14 protein-coding genes are annotated in these 15,076 nt (G+C 70.0%); 5 read left to right on the top strand and 9 right to left on the bottom strand.

Annotated elements, in window-relative coordinates; genetic code table 11:
• Positions 1–12: 12 nt before the first annotated feature.
• Positions 13–1,428: an ATP-binding protein gene (locus tag ACTOQ2_RS21495; protein ID WP_440101642.1), complete on the bottom strand. Its 1,416-nt coding sequence runs from the start codon at positions 1,426–1,428 to the stop codon at positions 13–15.
• 326 nt (positions 1,429–1,754) lie between these two features.
• On the opposite strand from ACTOQ2_RS21495, the gene gatC reads away from it, so the two are divergent.
• The 5 genes from gatC to gatB all read left to right on the top strand — a co-directional run bounded on the left by gatC (position 1,755) and on the right by gatB (position 6,799).
• Complete coding sequence (gene gatC, locus ACTOQ2_RS21490) at positions 1,755–2,054, top strand: Asp-tRNA(Asn)/Glu-tRNA(Gln) amidotransferase subunit GatC (protein ID WP_329085297.1); 300 nt, start codon at positions 1,755–1,757, stop codon at positions 2,052–2,054.
• The gene (gene gatA, locus ACTOQ2_RS21485) at positions 2,051–3,541 is read left to right on the top strand and encodes an Asp-tRNA(Asn)/Glu-tRNA(Gln) amidotransferase subunit GatA (RefSeq protein WP_440069143.1); all 1,491 of its coding nucleotides are present in this window, start codon (positions 2,051–2,053) and stop codon (positions 3,539–3,541) included. Before gatC ends, gatA begins: the two co-directional genes overlap by 4 nt.
• Positions 3,542–3,602: 61 nt before the next feature.
• Entirely contained in the window at positions 3,603–4,691 is a 1,089-nt protein-coding gene (locus ACTOQ2_RS21480; protein WP_440101640.1) for an AAA family ATPase, read from the top strand.
• The gene (locus ACTOQ2_RS21475) at positions 4,688–5,257 is read left to right on the top strand and encodes a hypothetical protein (RefSeq protein WP_362693804.1); all 570 of its coding nucleotides are present in this window, start codon (positions 4,688–4,690) and stop codon (positions 5,255–5,257) included. The genes ACTOQ2_RS21480 and ACTOQ2_RS21475 overlap by 4 nt, the downstream gene beginning before the upstream one ends.
• 54 nt (positions 5,258–5,311) lie before the next feature.
• On the top strand, positions 5,312–6,799 hold the full coding sequence (gene gatB, locus ACTOQ2_RS21470) for an Asp-tRNA(Asn)/Glu-tRNA(Gln) amidotransferase subunit GatB (RefSeq protein WP_440101810.1): 1,488 nt from the start codon (positions 5,312–5,314) through the stop codon (positions 6,797–6,799).
• Positions 6,800–7,006: 207 nt separating this feature from the next.
• Here gatB and ACTOQ2_RS21465 read toward each other — a convergent pair whose 3' ends face one another.
• The 8 genes from ACTOQ2_RS21465 to ACTOQ2_RS21430 form a co-directional block, all read right to left on the bottom strand.
• Positions 7,007–7,312: a hypothetical protein gene (locus ACTOQ2_RS21465; protein ID WP_440101638.1), complete on the bottom strand. Its 306-nt coding sequence runs from the start codon at positions 7,310–7,312 to the stop codon at positions 7,007–7,009.
• On the bottom strand, positions 7,309–7,572 hold the full coding sequence (locus tag ACTOQ2_RS21460; RefSeq protein WP_440101636.1) for a hypothetical protein: 264 nt from the start codon (positions 7,570–7,572) through the stop codon (positions 7,309–7,311). The genes ACTOQ2_RS21465 and ACTOQ2_RS21460 overlap by 4 nt, the downstream gene beginning before the upstream one ends.
• A 61-nt stretch (positions 7,573–7,633) precedes the next feature.
• Positions 7,634–8,851 carry a helix-turn-helix domain-containing protein gene (locus ACTOQ2_RS21455; protein WP_440101634.1) on the bottom strand — a complete coding sequence of 406 codons (1,218 nt, stop codon included), beginning with the start codon at positions 8,849–8,851 and terminating at the stop codon, positions 7,634–7,636.
• Between the two features lie 82 nt (positions 8,852–8,933).
• On the bottom strand, positions 8,934–10,505 hold the full coding sequence (locus ACTOQ2_RS21450) for a hypothetical protein (RefSeq protein ID WP_440101632.1): 1,572 nt from the start codon (positions 10,503–10,505) through the stop codon (positions 8,934–8,936).
• A 204-nt stretch (positions 10,506–10,709) separates the two neighbouring features.
• A complete protein-coding gene (locus tag ACTOQ2_RS21445; RefSeq protein WP_440101630.1) occupies positions 10,710–11,519 on the bottom strand; it encodes a DUF4352 domain-containing protein in 810 nt (269 codons plus the stop codon).
• Between the two features lie 212 nt (positions 11,520–11,731).
• Positions 11,732–13,870: a peptidase domain-containing ABC transporter gene (locus ACTOQ2_RS21440; RefSeq protein WP_440101629.1), complete on the bottom strand. Its 2,139-nt coding sequence runs from the start codon at positions 13,868–13,870 to the stop codon at positions 11,732–11,734.
• Positions 13,867–14,121 carry a hypothetical protein gene (locus ACTOQ2_RS21435; RefSeq protein WP_440101627.1) on the bottom strand — a complete coding sequence of 85 codons (255 nt, stop codon included), beginning with the start codon at positions 14,119–14,121 and terminating at the stop codon, positions 13,867–13,869. The genes ACTOQ2_RS21440 and ACTOQ2_RS21435 overlap by 4 nt, the downstream gene beginning before the upstream one ends.
• 215 nt (positions 14,122–14,336) lie before the next feature.
• Positions 14,337–14,981, bottom strand: a complete 645-nt coding sequence (locus tag ACTOQ2_RS21430; RefSeq protein WP_440101625.1) for a TetR/AcrR family transcriptional regulator — start codon at positions 14,979–14,981, stop codon at positions 14,337–14,339.
• Positions 14,982–15,076 lie beyond the last annotated feature (95 nt).

Genomic DNA, 15,076 nt, shown 5'->3' with positions numbered 1-15,076 from the left:
TCCCGGCGCCGGCTAGTTCCACGCCCGGATGAGATCGTCGGGGCCGTACGCGGCGGTGAGGCCGGAGCAGGAGACCCCGCCGCGCGATACCGCGACGAGCGGGACCAGCTCGTCCGTCAGGGCCGCCCTGTGTCTGGCCAGCGCGGCGAGGTCGCGATCGTCGAACGAGGCGTTCTCCAGCCACTTGATCGACCCCAGGAAGTACAGCCGCCGGGCGATCGGCCCCCTGTCCGCGCCCACGATGTCGATCTCCACGTCGTTGCTCCTGGTCCAGTAGGAGCCGATCGCGGGTGCCACCGGCAACCTGTCGTCGGGGAGCAGCCGGGCCAGCGATTCGCGGACGAGGGGTTCCACGGCCCGGCCCTGCCAGGTGCTCCACTGCGCGGCGACCCGCCGCATGGTCAGGTCACCCCTGCGGCGCTCGATCTCGGGCATGTGCGGCCGGATGAAGTGGAGCCAGAAACGCAGGTAGGCGTCGGTCACGCGGTATCGGCGATCCTTCGAGGGGCGGGTGGACAGCGGCAGCTCACCGGCCACGAGCCCTTTGGAGGTCAGAAGCTCGGCCGCCCGGGAGAGAGTGCTGTGCGAGATCCCGCCCGCGCTTCTGGCGATGTTGGTGAACGTGCGCTCGCCGCTGCCGATGGCCCCCAGCACCTCGCTCGCTTGGGCGCCGGAGGGGAACTCGGCCGCGAGGGAGCGTTCGGCGGACACCAGGAGGGCCGAGACCGGGTTCGTCAGCGCGGCGTGCAGGTATTCCCAGAGTGACGCCCCGCGAGGCCACTCCCCGCAGACGAGCGGGAGCCCGCCGGTGACGAGGGCCGCGTCGAACGCGTCGGCGGCCGTGAGACGGAGCATCTGCTGGATCTCACGGGGGTTGAGCGGCCCGACGATCATTTCGGTGCCACGCTGGTGGAAGGGGCGCTCATAACTGTTCAGCGCCTCCATCATGGACAGGTCGGATCCGATGAGGATCAGCAGAACGGGCTTGCGGCTGAGGAACCGGTCCCAGGCGCGCTGGAGCAGTCCCTCGAAGGCGTCCACGCGGTCCATGAGATAGGGGACTTCGTCGATTACGACGATGGACGGGCTGTCATCGGGAAGCGTGTCCGCCAGCAACTGCAGTGCTCCGTTCCAGGTGCCGGGCGCCGCCTCGGAGAAAGCGTCCCGGCCCGGCAGGTCCGACGTCGTGACATCGGCCGTGAACTGGTGGAGCTCGCTCTGGGCATCCGCCCGCGCCGAGGTGTAGAAGAGCGACGGCAGGCCGCTGCGGCCGATGAACTCCTCGGCCAGGGCCGATTTGCCGATCCGCCTGCGTCCCCGGATCAGCACGCACTGCCCGGGACGTCCGGTCGTCGCCTCCGCCCGGACACGGTCGAGCAGAGATCCGAGAACCGTCAGCTCATGCTCCCTGCCGATGAACTCGCCCATGCGTCTCCAATACTATCGCTAGCGATACTACTGCTGGAGATACTATCGCCAGCGATAGTATCTCCAGTGAACATAGGAGCGTACTTCTAAGAAGTACGCTCCTATGTGCCTCGGCGGTCGCGGTGAAGTCCGCGATCTCCTTCAGGCTTCGGGGCCGGGAAGATCCGGAGCCGTTTCCTCCGGGTCCGGAGGGCCGGGCGGTCTGACCGCCGGGAACAAGAGATCTTCGCTTGGTTGCGGCAGTGTTAATGAGTCGGGACCCTCAGGTCGCGAGCCATAGGATGACAGTGTCCAATTGCCATTCCACGAAACGGGTTCAACGACTCATGTCCGCCATAACCCGCGACGAGGTCGCTCACCTCGCCCGGCTGTCCCGGCTGGCGCTGGCCGACGAGGAGCTCGACCACTTCGCCGCCCAGCTCGATGTGATCATCGGTGCGGTCGCCCGCGTCGCCGAGGTGGCGGCCGACGACATCCCGCCGTCCTCGCACGCGCTCCCGCTCACCAACGTCTACCGCCCCGACGAGGTACGACCCAGTCTGACGCCGGAAGAGGCGCTGTCGGGCGCCCCCGCGGTCGAGGACGGCCGCTTCCGCGTCCCGCGCATCCTCGGGGAGGAAGCATGAGCCTCATCCGCAAGTCCGCCGCAGACCTGGGCGCGCTGATCGCGAGCGGCGAGGTCTCCGCCGTCGAGGTCGCCCAGGCCCACCTCGACCGGATGGCCGCCGTCGAGCCGAAGGTGAACGCCTTCCTGCACGTCGACGCCGAGACGACCCTGGAGCAGGCGCGCGCCGTCGACGCCCGCAGGGCCGCCGGCGAGGAGCTCGGCCCGCTGGCCGGGGTGCCGATCGCGCACAAGGACGTCTTCACCACCAGGGACATGCCGACCACGGCCGGATCGAAGATCCTTGAAGGGTGGAAGCCGCCGTACGACGCGACCGTGACCCGCCGCCTGCGCGAGTCCGGGCTGGTGATCCTCGGCAAGACCAACCTCGACGAGTTCGCGATGGGCTCCTCCACCGAGAACTCGGCGTACGGCCCCACCCACAACCCGTGGGACCTGTCGCGCATCCCCGGCGGCTCCTCCGGCGGCTCCTCCGCCGCGGTCGCCGCGTACGAGGCCCCGCTGTCCACCGGCACCGACACCGGTGGCTCGATCCGCCAGCCCGCCGCGGTCACCGGCATCGTGGGCATGAAGCCGACCTACGGCGGCTCGTCCCGCTATGGCCTGATCGCCTTCGCCAGCTCGCTCGACACCCCGGGCCCCTTCGCCCGCAACGTGCTCGACGCGGCGCTGCTGCACGAGGCGTTCTCCGGGCACGACGTCATGGACTCCACCTCCGTCGACGCCCCGGTGCCCTCGGTCGTCGAGGCGGCCCGCAACGGCGACGTGGCGGGGCTGCGCATCGGCGTGGTCAAGGAGTTCGGCGGCGACGGCTACCAGGCGGGCGTGCTCGCGCGCTTCCACGAGAGCGTGGAGCTGCTGGAGTCGCTGGGCGCGAAGGTCTTCGAGGTCTCCTGCCCGTCGTTCACCACCGCCCTCCCCGCGTACTACCTCATCGCCCCCTCGGAGTGCTCCTCCAACCTGGCCCGCTTCGACGCCATGCGCTACGGCCTGCGCGTCGGCGACGACGGCACCCGCAGCGCCGAGGAGGTCATGGCCCTCACCCGGGCACAGGGCTTCGGCCCCGAGGTCAAGCGCCGCATCATCCTGGGCACGTACGCGCTGTCCAGCGGTTACTACGACGCCTACTACGGGCAGGCGCAGAAGGTCCGCACGCTCATCGCGCGCGACTTCGAGGCCGCCTTCCAGCAGGTGGACGTGCTCATCTCGCCGACGACGCCCACCACGGCGTTCCCGATCGGCGAGCGCGCCGACGACCCCATGGCGATGTACCTGGCCGACCTGTGCACCATCCCGAGCAACCTGGCGGGCAACGCGGCCATCTCCGTGCCGTGCGGACTGGCCGACGAGGACGGCCTGCCGGTCGGTCTGCAGATCATGGCCCCGGTGCTCGGCGACGACCGCTGCTACCGGGTCGGCGCCGCGGTCGAGAAGGCCCTCGAGAGCCGGTGGGGCGGCGGCCTGCTGTCCAGAGCCCCGGAGCTGTAGGGCTTTTCCGGGATCGTGGGACGAGGGCGAGGGGGCGACAGGTGACAGGGAGTACGGCGGCATGATCACTCGGATCGAGATCGACGGGTTCAAGTCCTTCTTGAGCTTCGATCTCGATGTGCCGCCCTTCCTCGCGCTGGTCGGCCCCAACGCGAGCGGAAAGTCGAACCTCTTCGACGCCGTGGGGTTCGTGGCGGCCGAGATCGAGGGTTCCGGCGGGCTGCTCGGGGCGGCCCGCGGGCTGCCGGGCGAGCAGTTCCACCGGGTCGCCCACGGCTCGGCGGTGCCGGGATTCGTCGTCTCGGTGGAGGCGCTCGTCACCCCGGAGCCCGGCTCCGTGGTGCCGATCAGGTTCGACGTGGGCGCGGAGATGGTGCTGAAGATCCCCAGATCCAGCGGTGCCGTCGTCAGCCATGTCGCCCAGCGGATCCCCGAGGAGCTGCTGGAGCTCATGGTCGAGGACCCCGACCCGGAGAACACGCCTCGCCGTACGGTCCAGTCGTGGCGCCGATACTCGCCGTCGCCGGCGGCGATGCGCCGCCGCTGTCCCTCGGCGAACCGGGGGCCGCTCGTGGCCGACGGTTCGAACCTGGCCGCGGTGCTCGGGCGGATGGCGGGTACGGAGGCGCTGGCCGATCTCGCGGCCGATCTCGCGGGGGTGGTCCCCGACATCGTCGGGCTGGTGCCGCGCGTCGAGCGCGGGGAGTGCTCCTTCGAGCTGATCGTCGACGGCCAGGGAGTGGTCCCGGCGGCGCTGCTGTCCGACGGCACCCTGCGCATCCTCGGCCTGCTCGCCGCCCTGCACGACCCCGACCATCCGGGCACGCTGCTGGTGGAGGAGATCGAGAACGGCGTCCATCCGGCCCGTCTCGGCGAGCTGCTCCGGCGGGTGCGCCGCCGGATCACCGCGCCGGGGGGTCCCGAGCCGCTGCGGCAGCTCATCCTCACCAGCCAGTCCCCGATCGTCGTCGCGGAGGTCTTCAGGACCGAGCCGGACGCGCTGACGTTCCTCGACACCGCGGTCCGCGTCGATCCCGACAACGATCGGGTGTCGCGGGTGACCGTGGCGAAACCGATCCAGCCGGACGGCGAGCCGGGCACGTTCGTCTCGCCCCGGCAGGTCCGCAAATACCTGGGCGCGGCGGCATGAGCAGCCGCCCGCTGGTTCCGGGACTCATCGCGGAGGGGGAGGCCGACGAGGGCTTCCTCGGCATCGTGATCTCCAGGCAGCTGCGCGAGCTCACCTGGATGTCGCCGTACGCCGTCGACGTCGAGGCGACGGAGGTCGTCTCCTGCGACCGGGAGCACATGGTCACCGCGCTGCAGGAGCTCGCGGCCGACTGCCACCTGCTCTTCACGCACGACGACGAGCGGGAGCGCCGCCGCAGGGACGGCGTCCGCTACCACTCGCACTACCTGGTGCCGGTGATCGGACTGGGAGAGACGGAGGGCTGGCTGCTCGCCGACCCCGCCGCGTGGGCGAAACTGGAGGGCAGCGACCTCAGCAGGCTGCCCGCGCGGCCCCGCGACGTCGAGCGGATCTCCGACCCCGCCGGGGTGCTGGCCACGACCGTCCCCCGGCGCGGCAAGCCTGCCCGCGACTACTTCGAGTACATAGGACGCAACATCGATCTCGCCGTTCTGGCCCAGGTGCCCGCCTACGCGAACTGGGTGGCCGAGACGAGGAACGCGTTGAAGGGACTTGGTTATCTATGACGTTTTCTATGGAGCAGGAAGTGGTGAACGACAGTGAGCGGCGCTGAGACGTTGATGCCGTACGACGAGGCGCTGGAGCGCTTCGAGCCGGTGCTGGGCCTGGAGACGCACGTCGAGCTGGGCACGGCGTCGAAGATGTTCTGCGGCTGCCCGACCACGTTCGGCGCCCCGCCGAACACGCACGTCTGCCCGGTCTGCCTGGCGCTGCCCGGCTCGCTGCCGACGGCGAACGCCGCGGCGATCGAGGCGACCATCCGCATCGGCCTGGCGCTCAACTGCTCCATCGCCGAGTGGTGCCGCTTCGCCCGGAAGAACTACTTCTATCCGGACATGCCGAAGAACTACCAGATCAGCCAGTACGACGAGCCGCTCTGCTTCGACGGCTACCTCGACGTCGAGGTCGACGGCAAGACCGTCAGGATCGAGATCGAGCGCGTCCACCTGGAGGAGGACACCGGCAAGTCCACCCACGTCGGTGGCGCGACCGGCCGCATCCACGGCGCCGACTACTCGATCGTCGACTACAACCGGGCGGGCATCCCGCTGGTGGAGATCGTCACCAAGCCGATCCCGGGGACCGACAGGCTCGCCCCCGAGGTCGCCCGCGCCTACGGCATCGAGCTGCGCGAGCTGGTGCGCGGCCTCGGCGTCTCGGACGTGCGCATGGAGGAGGGCTCCATGCGCTTCGACGTGAACGTCTCCCTCATGCCGCGCGGCTCCTCGGAGTGGGGCACCCGCACCGAGACCAAGAACGTCAACTCGCTGCGCAGCGTCGAGCGCTCGGTGCGGGGTGAGATCGAGCGCCAGGCCGCGATCCTGGCCGGCGGCGGCCGGATCATCCAGGAGACCCGCCACTTCCACGAGAACACCGGCACCACCACCTCGGGACGGTCCAAGGAGGAGGCGCAGGACTACCGCTACTTCCCGGAGCCCGACCTGGTGCCGATCGCCCCCGACCCGGCGTGGGTCGCCGAGCTCAAGGCCGCCCTGCCCGAGCTGCCGGGCGCGCGGCGCAAGCGGCTCCAGCAGGAGTGGGGCGTGTCCGACCTGGACATGGCGGCCATGCACAACGCCGACGCCATCTCCCTGGTCGAGGCGACGGTCGCGGCGGGCGCCCCGCCCGCGGACGCCCGCAAGTGGTGGATGGGCGAGCTGGCCCGCCGCGCCAACGAGGCCGGTCTCCCGCTGAGCGCGCTGAGCATCACCCCCGACCAGATCGCCAGGGTGTGCGCGATGGTCGCCGGGGGAGCGCTGAACGACAAGCTGGCCCGCCAGGTGCTCGAAGGCGTGCTGAACGGCGAGGGCTCCCCCGACGAGGTGGTGGCCGCCCGCGGCCTGCAGATCGTCAACGACGAGGGCGAGCTGATGGAGATCATCGACCAGGTCCTGGCGAGCAACGCCGACGCGGCCGACAAGGTGCGCAACGGCAAGGTCGCTGCCGTCGGCGCCCTGGTCGGCGGCGTGATGAAGGCCAGCAGGGGCAAGGCCGACGCGGGCCGCGCCCGCGAGCTCATCCTGGAGCGCCTCGGCGTCTCCGGCTGACCCGCCCGTTCCACCACTTCGGCAGGGCGACGCGAACGGTGCCCCCGCCCCTCCAGACGGGGGCACCGCCGCGACCGGTGCATGACGGCGCCAGACCCGGAGCGCCGTCCGGTCGCGCATGACCCGCGAGCGGTCCCTGGTCGTCCGCACCACCGCTCGCGGGAGTTCGGTACGACGACACGGAGGAGTCCGTGCCGTCGCGGCCGTTCAGGGGGCGGTGAAGGTGTGCCGGGTCTGCGTTCCGTGCAGCGCTTCGACCTGGACGGACAGTTCCGAGGCGAGCGCCTCGGGGGAGAAGCGCATGAACGTCTCCCGGACCCCGGCCTGTCTCTGCCGCTGGGTGACGGTGGCGCGCAGGGCGGCGTACCAGACGGGGACGCTGAGGTCGGTCACGCAGACGATCTCCCAGCCGGGGTAGGCTCGCCGGAGCGGGGCGAGCCGGAGTTCGGCCAGTTCCGCCGCCTCCTCGGAGAACTGCGCTCCTCGCAGGGCGGGGTTCTCCCGGCTCGTCATCGCGAAGCCTCCCGCCGGGTTCGGGCCTGCCGCTCGTGCTCGTCGAGCTGGCTGTACAGGCCGCTCGGGGTAGGAGCGTGCAGGGTACGGGTGCAGACGCAGCCCGGCACCGGGCACGGACCGGTGGCGTACCAGATTCCGTTGGCCTGCCAGATCCTCCAGGACGGGAACGCGTGGGCGAGCGCGTCGGCCTGGTTCGCGGTCAGCGGGGGCGGATCCTCGACGTCCGGCGCATGTGGTGATTCCGTGTTCCGATGCATGTACGAAGCGTCACCGCCGCGAGGGGTGGCGAAGTATCACGGGTTGTGAAACCCGCCCTTGCTACGGCAGGCCGAGCCAGCTCGCGAAGCCGCTGAGGCTCCGGGAGCGGCGCCGTTCCAGGTCGACCAGCATCCGGACGGTTTCACGGACCATCGGATGGTTGCGCGTCTGCTGGGGTGCGACACGGCGGGCGGCCAGCAGCGTCTCCAGGGACTTCTGGCGATCGCCGTGGTAGAGCCAGCCGCGCGCCAGGTCGATGTAGTGGTGGCCGAGACGGACCGGCGCGACCGTCGGGGGGAGCCTGGCGAGCCGGGCGCGACGAACCGCCTCGCCACCGTCGTACATCTCCACGGCGACAGCGACCTCATGCATGATCACGTTGGAGGGCCCGAATTCGAGACCGTAGTGGTTCGCGTCCCCGCCCAGCACGCGGGCGGCCTCGCGCGCGTGCTCGATGTGGTCGAACGCGGTCTGCCGGTCCGCCGCGCGGGCGGCGAAGATCGCGGACCGGAGGTGAGCGGCGCCGTACACGCTCAGTTCAGCGGGAGCCAGGCGGCCGAGGTCCTCACCGATGTTCCGCCGAACCCGCTCCAGAAGCATCAGGCCCTTGCCGTAGGTGGCCGTCGCCAGGAACAGGGTCGAACGCTGCCACTGCGTGCGGGCGACGCGCAGCGGGTCCTGAGACGCCTGGGCCGCCCACGCCACACGATCCATGGCGGAGCTTCGCAGGTCGAAGTAGCCCAGCGTGTAGGCGATCGCCGTCACCCCGGTGTACGCCTCGGACAGCAGCCCGAAGAGTTCGTCGCGCCGCGCGCCCTCGCTGACGTGCGCGGCTCGCGTCAATTCCTCCAGGAGACCCGGAAGCATCTCTCCAAGCTGGGTGTACCGGGCCTGCCTGCCCAGTGCGGACGCGCGGCGAACGCCCGCCCGAAGCCGCTCCATCGACGGCGGCGAGATGTCCTCGTCGGGCAGATCCCACGTGAGGAGCGCGCGCCGGATCTCGGGAACGCACTGGTGGACCAGGTTCTCGCGCGCCTCGGGATCGAGATACGGCTGGCCTGTCAGCTCGCCGAGTCCGATCCGCAGAGTTCGGGCCACGGCGGTGACGAGAGCCTGCGTGGCCGGTTTGTGCCCCCGTTCGACCTGGGCGATCAGGCTCTTGGAGCAGGGCACGCGATCGGCGAGCTGCTGCTGCGTCAGGCCGCGCAGCTTGCGGGCCTGGGCGATCCGCCGCCCGATTCGCTCTTCGGCGGGGGTGTTCGCACCGTTGTCACGCATGAGCAGGCCCCGCACGTTTCCGTAATGGTCTCGACGACCTCAGGCTACGTCCGGGGCCTTCGCATGTCATGGGAACAGCTGGTCAGGGGTGACGTCGGAGGAAATCGATCATCTCGGTCCTGGTCTCCTCGTGCGGTTCCACCGATGCCGCCCGCCTCACCCGGTTTCTCGCCTCGTCCGGTACGGCTGAGGCCGGCCAGGTGGTCAGCGCGGTCAGGGCCGCGCGCCGGATCCTGGTGACCCGGTTGCGCAGTGCCACGTCGATCAGTGCCAGCCCGATGCCAGGGAAGTCCTCCAGCCCGCCTACGACGGACTCCAGCGCTCGATCCGGCCCGTAATCCTTGCCGATGCCGAGGTGGTCCCCTGGTCCGTTGGCCAGATCGGCCAGGGGAAGTAGCCGTTCGGCCAGGTCGCTGAGCTGTTCGACCTCCTCGGCGGTGGCGAGCCTGATGGCGTGGTGCCATGCGGACTCGTCCAGCGGATCGGTCTTCAGGCGGGCGATGATCTGCGGGACCACCGGCAGGTTGAGTTCGTCGGCGGTCCACATCGCGTGGCCGAAATCGGCGTGGTTCGGATCGGCCAGGCACTCCAGTACGAGGTCGTGCCACCGGGGTTGAACGACGAGTTCCTCGTAGCGGTGGCGGAGCTGCGCGATCATGTCGGGCGGCCAGGGCGAAGCGTCGCCGGGCTCGCGCAGGAAGGCCTGGATTCTCAGTGCGGCGTCCAGCCTGCCGAGCGTGGCCCGCCCGCCGACGAGAAGGTCGGCGAGGCGATGCATGGCCGGTACGGCGTCGGCGTAGTCGCTCATGTCCTCGGCCGGACCGCCCAGCGCCAGGGCGGCCAGGATGTCCGCGGCGCCGTCGAGCAGGGCGTCGTCGATGTCCGGTTCCAGCAGGGCCGAGTACAGGTCGCCGGTCGTGGCCGCGAGGTGGGCCAGGTACTCGTTCATGATCCCGTTGCGGAAACCGTCGCGGAGCAGCCAGTCCTTGATCTGTGGATCGTCGCATCCCTTGAGTCGTTCCACCGCGTGGACGCGCCCCCAGTCCCGCACCCGGCGGGCCAGTTCGTAGGTGGCACGCTGGCGGTCGGGCTGGGTGCGCCGCAGGGCGACCACCGCGTACAGGGTGAGCTCCTCCAGCGTGCCGAGTAGGAGCAGCAGCTCCCGGTTCCGCTCGTCCCCGCAGGCGCCGAGCAGCACAAGGCCGATCTTGACGGCGTCACGGCGGGTGCCGTACTCGGCCAGATGCCGTCCGACCGCGCCGATCCTGTCCCTGGGGAGCCGTCGTCGCCGGATCTGGTCGACGAGGCCGTCGGCGATACCGAGCGCTGACACGGTGCCGAGCCGATCGTGCAGCCGCAGGAGATCGTCGTGGGCGGGATCGTCGGTGACGAGCCTGCCGAGCAGGTCGGTGATCTCGATGACGGCGTCGTCGTCGGGTTTGACGCCGAAGTGATGGGTCTGGATGCCGTCCATGACGACGCTGCTGATGAACGGCTCGTCACCGGTGGGGCGAGGCGGATCATCGGGGAGCCGGTGGGCGTCCTCGGGCCATGGGCCGGGTCCGTAGCGCAGGGACATCGCGAGTGCGTGAGCGAGGAAGGTGGGGCGATCGTCAAGAGGATCGTCGCCCAGCTTCCACGTGCCGGGGTTCACCGGCTGGGGCGGTGGCCGCCCTTCCTGTAGGTCATGCCCGCCATGATGACCTATCGGGAGTCCGGACCGCAATCACGGGCCTCCCCACCCTGGCCAACGGTGAGAAACGCGGACAACCGTTTCCCGCGCCGACGGCGCCTCGGTGAGCGCGCCAATCCCGCCAGGAGGATTTTTCTGCAGGATCGGCACATTGTGGACATATTGTTATTTGGTCAGCCACTCGCCCTTGTGGTCGGCGAATCCACTGTTCAGTGAGAACTGAAGCTTTTCGATTTTCGTGGTCTTGGGGACCTCGAAGACGATGACCCCCTTACGGCTGTCACCACTGCCCATCGTGACCGACCCGGCGAACGAGACGCCTTCCTGTATGTCACCGAACGTTGATCGGTATTGCTGGCCCTCGGTGTCGATCAACAGGGCGCCGTTGGACGGACTGTCGCTGTAGACCTGCCGGCCCGTGTTCTTGAGGGTCAGCTGGATCGCGAAGAAACGACTTCCGTCTTTCGGCTTGAGAAAGTCGACCTTCGGCGTCGCGTTCTCGACGACCTTTTCGAGGGTCACGGCGATCTGGAGATCGGATTCGATGCCTCTCAGGGTGATGGTGCCACCTACGGCCGCGGCGGAAGGCCTGGATTCCGGCTCCTGGGTCGGCGCCTCCTCGGCTTCCGCGATGGGAGCCGACTGCGCGGCGGTCGGCTGGTCTTTCCGTGTCGTCACCGTGGTGTCGTCGCTGACGCTGACGACCGCCGCGACGCATCCGAACAGCAGCAGGATGGGCGCGCAGGCGACGAGCAGCCAGAATGCGGCTCCCTTACCCGGCTTGCGTGGTGGCTCGCCGTACCCATGGCCGGGTGGTGGGCAAGGCTGGCCGTAGGGCTGCTCGTATCCGTGACCGGGTGGTGGGTAAGGCTGGCCGTAGGGCTGCTGGTACTGCTGGGAGTAACCGTTCTGCGGGGGTGGTGGCTGCCCGTACGGTCGCTGGTGCGGATCCTGTGGGCCGTACTGATTCGCCATTGGTGCTCCTGGGACAGAGGGTGCATAGGGGACGCCCTGGATGTCCGCTCGGATGACGCGATCCGCGATTCTTCTGGTCTTTTTGTGAATGTCGTGTGATTAGCTATTTGTATGCAGGTCGCCAAGTGTCATGAATTGATTCCGTCTCTGCAGGGTTTTAGCTAATTTGCCCCGGTTTTATGTCACGTGGAGTGAGCCCAGGGACAACCGGGTCAGGCGGGGGTGGCCTGGGCGGCGACGAGGTTCGCGTACCTGCCGCCGGTGGCCATCAGCTCGTCGTGGGTGCCGCGTTCGACGACGCGCCCGGAGTCGATCACCAGGATCAGGTCGGCGTCCCGGATCGTGCTCAGCCGGTGGGCGATCACGATGCGGGTCTGGGTGAGCCAGAACAGGTTGGACTCGATGGCGGCCTCGGTGGCGCTGTCCAGGTTGCTGGTGGCCTCGTCGAGCAGCAGGATCTTCGGCCGCGACAGGAGGGCGCGGGCCAGGGAGAGCCGCTGGCGCTGGCCGCCGGAGAGACCACCGCCGTCGGTCAGCATCGTCTCGTACCCCATCGGCATGGCCATGATGTCCTCGTGCAGCGCCGCCACCTGGGCCGCGGCGACCACCCGATCCAGGGGCGCGTCGGGGGAGTTCAGCGCGATGTTCTCCCGGATCGAGCCGCTGAACAGGGAGGGATCCTGGCCGACCACGCCGAACTGGCGGCGCAGGGTGCGCAGGTTGAGCTCGGAGGCCGGGACGCCGTCGTACAGGATCTCGCCCTCCACCGGGGTGTGCAGGGTCAGCAGCAGCCTGGCCAGCGTGCTCTTGCCCGACCCCGAGGCGCCCACCAGGGCGACCTTCTGCCCCGGTCGGATGGAGACCGAGACGTCCCGCACCACCCACGGGCCACGGGGGTCGTGCCGGAAGCCCACGCCGCGCAGTTCCACCGCGCCGCGCAGCCGCAGCACCTCGATGCCGTCGCCGGGCTCGGGTTCCGAGGCGAGGATGTCGGCCAGGCGGTCGAAGTGCGCGCCCGCCTGCTGCAGGCTCTGCAGGCCGGTCATCAGCGAGCCCAGCGGGACCAGGGCGCCGAGCGCGATGGCGTTGAGCGCGATCAGCGCGCCCACGGTCAGTTCCCCGTCGAGGACCCGCCAGGTGCCGAGCCACAGCAGGCCGAGCGGGGCGACCACCCGGATCGCGGACAGCGCGGCCTCCACCAGACCCTGGGTGAGGCCGCTGCGCACGTCGGCGTTGAGCTGCCGGGTGAAGTGGGCCGACCACTGCTCCACCGCCCGGTGCTCGGCCCCGGAGGCCTTGAGCGTCTCGATGCCGGTGATCGTTTGGATGAGGCTGCTCTGCGACGCGGAGAAGGCGGAGAGCTCCTGCTGGGTGAGCAGGTTGATCCGGCGGGTGGTGGCCAGCACCAGGAGCCCCTGGGCGACGACCACCCCGGTCAGCGCCAGCCCGAAGACGGGATCCCATACGTACACGAGCACGAGGTAGCCGACGGCCAGTGGGCCGTCCAGCAGCGCCGCCACGATCTGGCCGGTGAGGATGTCGCGCAGCGTGGAGACGCCGGCGGCCCGGGTGAGCAGGTCGCCCTTGCCGCGCTGCGCGAAGTACCGGTACGGCAGCGCCACCAGGTGACCGATCACCCCCTCGGTGAGTTCCTGGTCGGCACGGGCCCGTACGGCCACCAGCAGCGCCGCCCGCAGGTAGCCGATCACGAACTGGGCCACCCCGGCCAGGAGCACGGCGCCGCCCAGCAGGGGCAGCAGGTCCGCTCCCCGCGACGGGACGACCTCGTCGATCAGCAGCTGGGAGAAAAGGGGCAGGGCCAGCCCCAGCAGTTGCAGCAGCAGCGAGGCCGCGATGACCTGCGCGAGCAGGCCGCGGCGGCGCCGGAACAGGGTGCGGACGAACTCGCGCCGCCAGGCGCTCGCCATCGAGGACGTGCCGCGGTGGAACCCCTCACCGGGTTCGAAGACCAGCAGCACGCCGGTGAACCCGGCGCCGAACTCCTCCGGTGTCAGGCGGCGGCGGCCCCGGCCGGGATCGACGAGGTCCACCCGGTCGGGTGACCAGCGCTCGACCACCACGAAGTGGTTGAACTCCCAGTGCGCGACCGCGGGGAGCGGCACGCGCGCCAGGTCCTCGGGCGCGAGGGAGAAGGCGCGTGCCTTCAGGCCGTGCTCGCGGGCGCCCTCCACGATGGCCTTGGCGCTCAGGCCGTCCCTGCCGACCTGGAGCCGTTCGGACACCTGGTGCAGCGTGGTGCGGTGGCCGTGGTGGCAGAGCACCATGGCCAGGCACGCCGCGCCGCACTCGGTGGTGGTGTTCTGCAGCAGGACCGGGACGCGGTTCCTCATCCGCCCGCTCCGAGCGCGAGGGTGACGAGCGTGGCACCGGCCGCCAGGACGGCGGCCGCCACGATCCACAGCAGCGGGAACGACGGGCCGCCGATCACCAGCGGCATCCGGGCGGCGGCGCGGGCCTCGACATGCCGGCGCATCGCCTCCTCCCGGTAGACGAGCCGGCCCTGGCCACCCGCCGAGGGAGGAGCGGGCCGCGTCGTCGAGGCTCCCGCGGCCTCTCGGCCTCGGTGTCGAGAGCCGGCCACGGGTTCCCGCCTTCGATCCCCGGTCATGGGGAGGAATCTAGGAATGATCACTTGTGGACCACTTGTGCCCTGCTTGTGACGCGCGGGATCGGGCGTCGTGGCCACCGGAGGGCAGGCGGGAGGTGAGGCTCGGGCCGCCTGGTGAGTGTGCCGTGGTGCGGGACGGTGCGGGATGGTGCGTGCCGGTGGCCGGAGCGCGTCCGCCTCCCGCAGGGTCAGTTCGCGGCGGGCTGTTCGCCGGGGCGGCGATAGGCGCCGTGCCACCAGATCTTGCCGAGCTCGCGTGCGAAGGCCACGTCACCACTTCCGTCGTCGACGCTGATGTGCCGGGCGATCGCCTGCGCGCCCCCCCAGACGATCACCCGGCTCGCCGCCACGGTGTCCAGGTCGGCAGGTGTCGAGCCCGACTCCTGTTCGTCGACGAGTGTTTTGTGAACGGCCTCGTCGAATTCCTCGAGATCGGCGGAGTAGAAGTCACGCACGGTCGGGTCGTAGGTGGCCAGTTCTCTCAACGCGGACAGTGTCGCGAAATTCTCCCGGTGTATCGCGATGACCTCCTCGAAGAATTTCGCGTATCTGGCCGCGCCGTCCTCTCCCGCACTCGGATCCCATTTCCTGGCCAATTCCACCAGGCTGCCCCTCAGCGTGTCCGAGAGCCGGATGAGCAGCTGGGACTTGTCCCGGAAATGGGCGTAGAAGGTGGCGCGCGACAGGCCCGCCTCCTCGATGATCTGTCGCACGCTGATTTCCGTGAAGACCTCTCCCCTTTTGAGGAGCCGCTCGACCGCGGCCAGTAGTTGCGCTTCGGCGGGAGCCGGTCGCTCGGCACCGTCCTTGCGCCTACGAGTCACAGAGGTCATGACCACATACTAGGGCCGGGCCACCGGGGCCGGCATGGGTCGCGCCCCGGCGGGCGTCATGGCCTGCGGAGTCGCCTCGGCGCCGGTGCCGGCCG

Source organism: Streptosporangium sp. H16 (assembly GCF_051918855.1).
Classification (GTDB): Bacteria; Actinomycetota; Actinomycetes; order Streptosporangiales; family Streptosporangiaceae; genus Streptosporangium.
Note: the sequence above shows the minus strand (reverse complement) of the source record. Positions and strands in the feature narration are given on the sequence as shown.

Coding starts and splice junctions, on each gene's coding strand:
- ACTOQ2_RS21455 (WP_440101634.1), bottom strand. CDS start 8,851: ATGCGTGACAACGGTGCGAACACCCCCGCCGAAGAGCGAATCGGGCGG.
- ACTOQ2_RS21445 (WP_440101630.1), bottom strand. CDS start 11,519: ATGGCGAATCAGTACGGCCCACAGGATCCGCACCAGCGACCGTACGGG.
- ACTOQ2_RS21480 (WP_440101640.1), top strand. CDS start 3,603: ATGATCACTCGGATCGAGATCGACGGGTTCAAGTCCTTCTTGAGCTTC.
- gatC (WP_329085297.1), top strand. CDS start 1,755: ATGTCCGCCATAACCCGCGACGAGGTCGCTCACCTCGCCCGGCTGTCC.
- ACTOQ2_RS21440 (WP_440101629.1), bottom strand. CDS start 13,870: ATGAGGAACCGCGTCCCGGTCCTGCTGCAGAACACCACCACCGAGTGC.
- ACTOQ2_RS21430 (WP_440101625.1), bottom strand. CDS start 14,981: ATGACCTCTGTGACTCGTAGGCGCAAGGACGGTGCCGAGCGACCGGCT.
- gatB (WP_440101810.1), top strand. CDS start 5,312: ATGCCGTACGACGAGGCGCTGGAGCGCTTCGAGCCGGTGCTGGGCCTG.
- ACTOQ2_RS21475 (WP_362693804.1), top strand. CDS start 4,688: ATGAGCAGCCGCCCGCTGGTTCCGGGACTCATCGCGGAGGGGGAGGCC.
- ACTOQ2_RS21460 (WP_440101636.1), bottom strand. CDS start 7,572: ATGCATCGGAACACGGAATCACCACATGCGCCGGACGTCGAGGATCCG.
- ACTOQ2_RS21465 (WP_440101638.1), bottom strand. CDS start 7,312: ATGACGAGCCGGGAGAACCCCGCCCTGCGAGGAGCGCAGTTCTCCGAG.
- ACTOQ2_RS21495 (WP_440101642.1), bottom strand. CDS start 1,428: ATGGGCGAGTTCATCGGCAGGGAGCATGAGCTGACGGTTCTCGGATCT.
- gatA (WP_440069143.1), top strand. CDS start 2,051: ATGAGCCTCATCCGCAAGTCCGCCGCAGACCTGGGCGCGCTGATCGCG.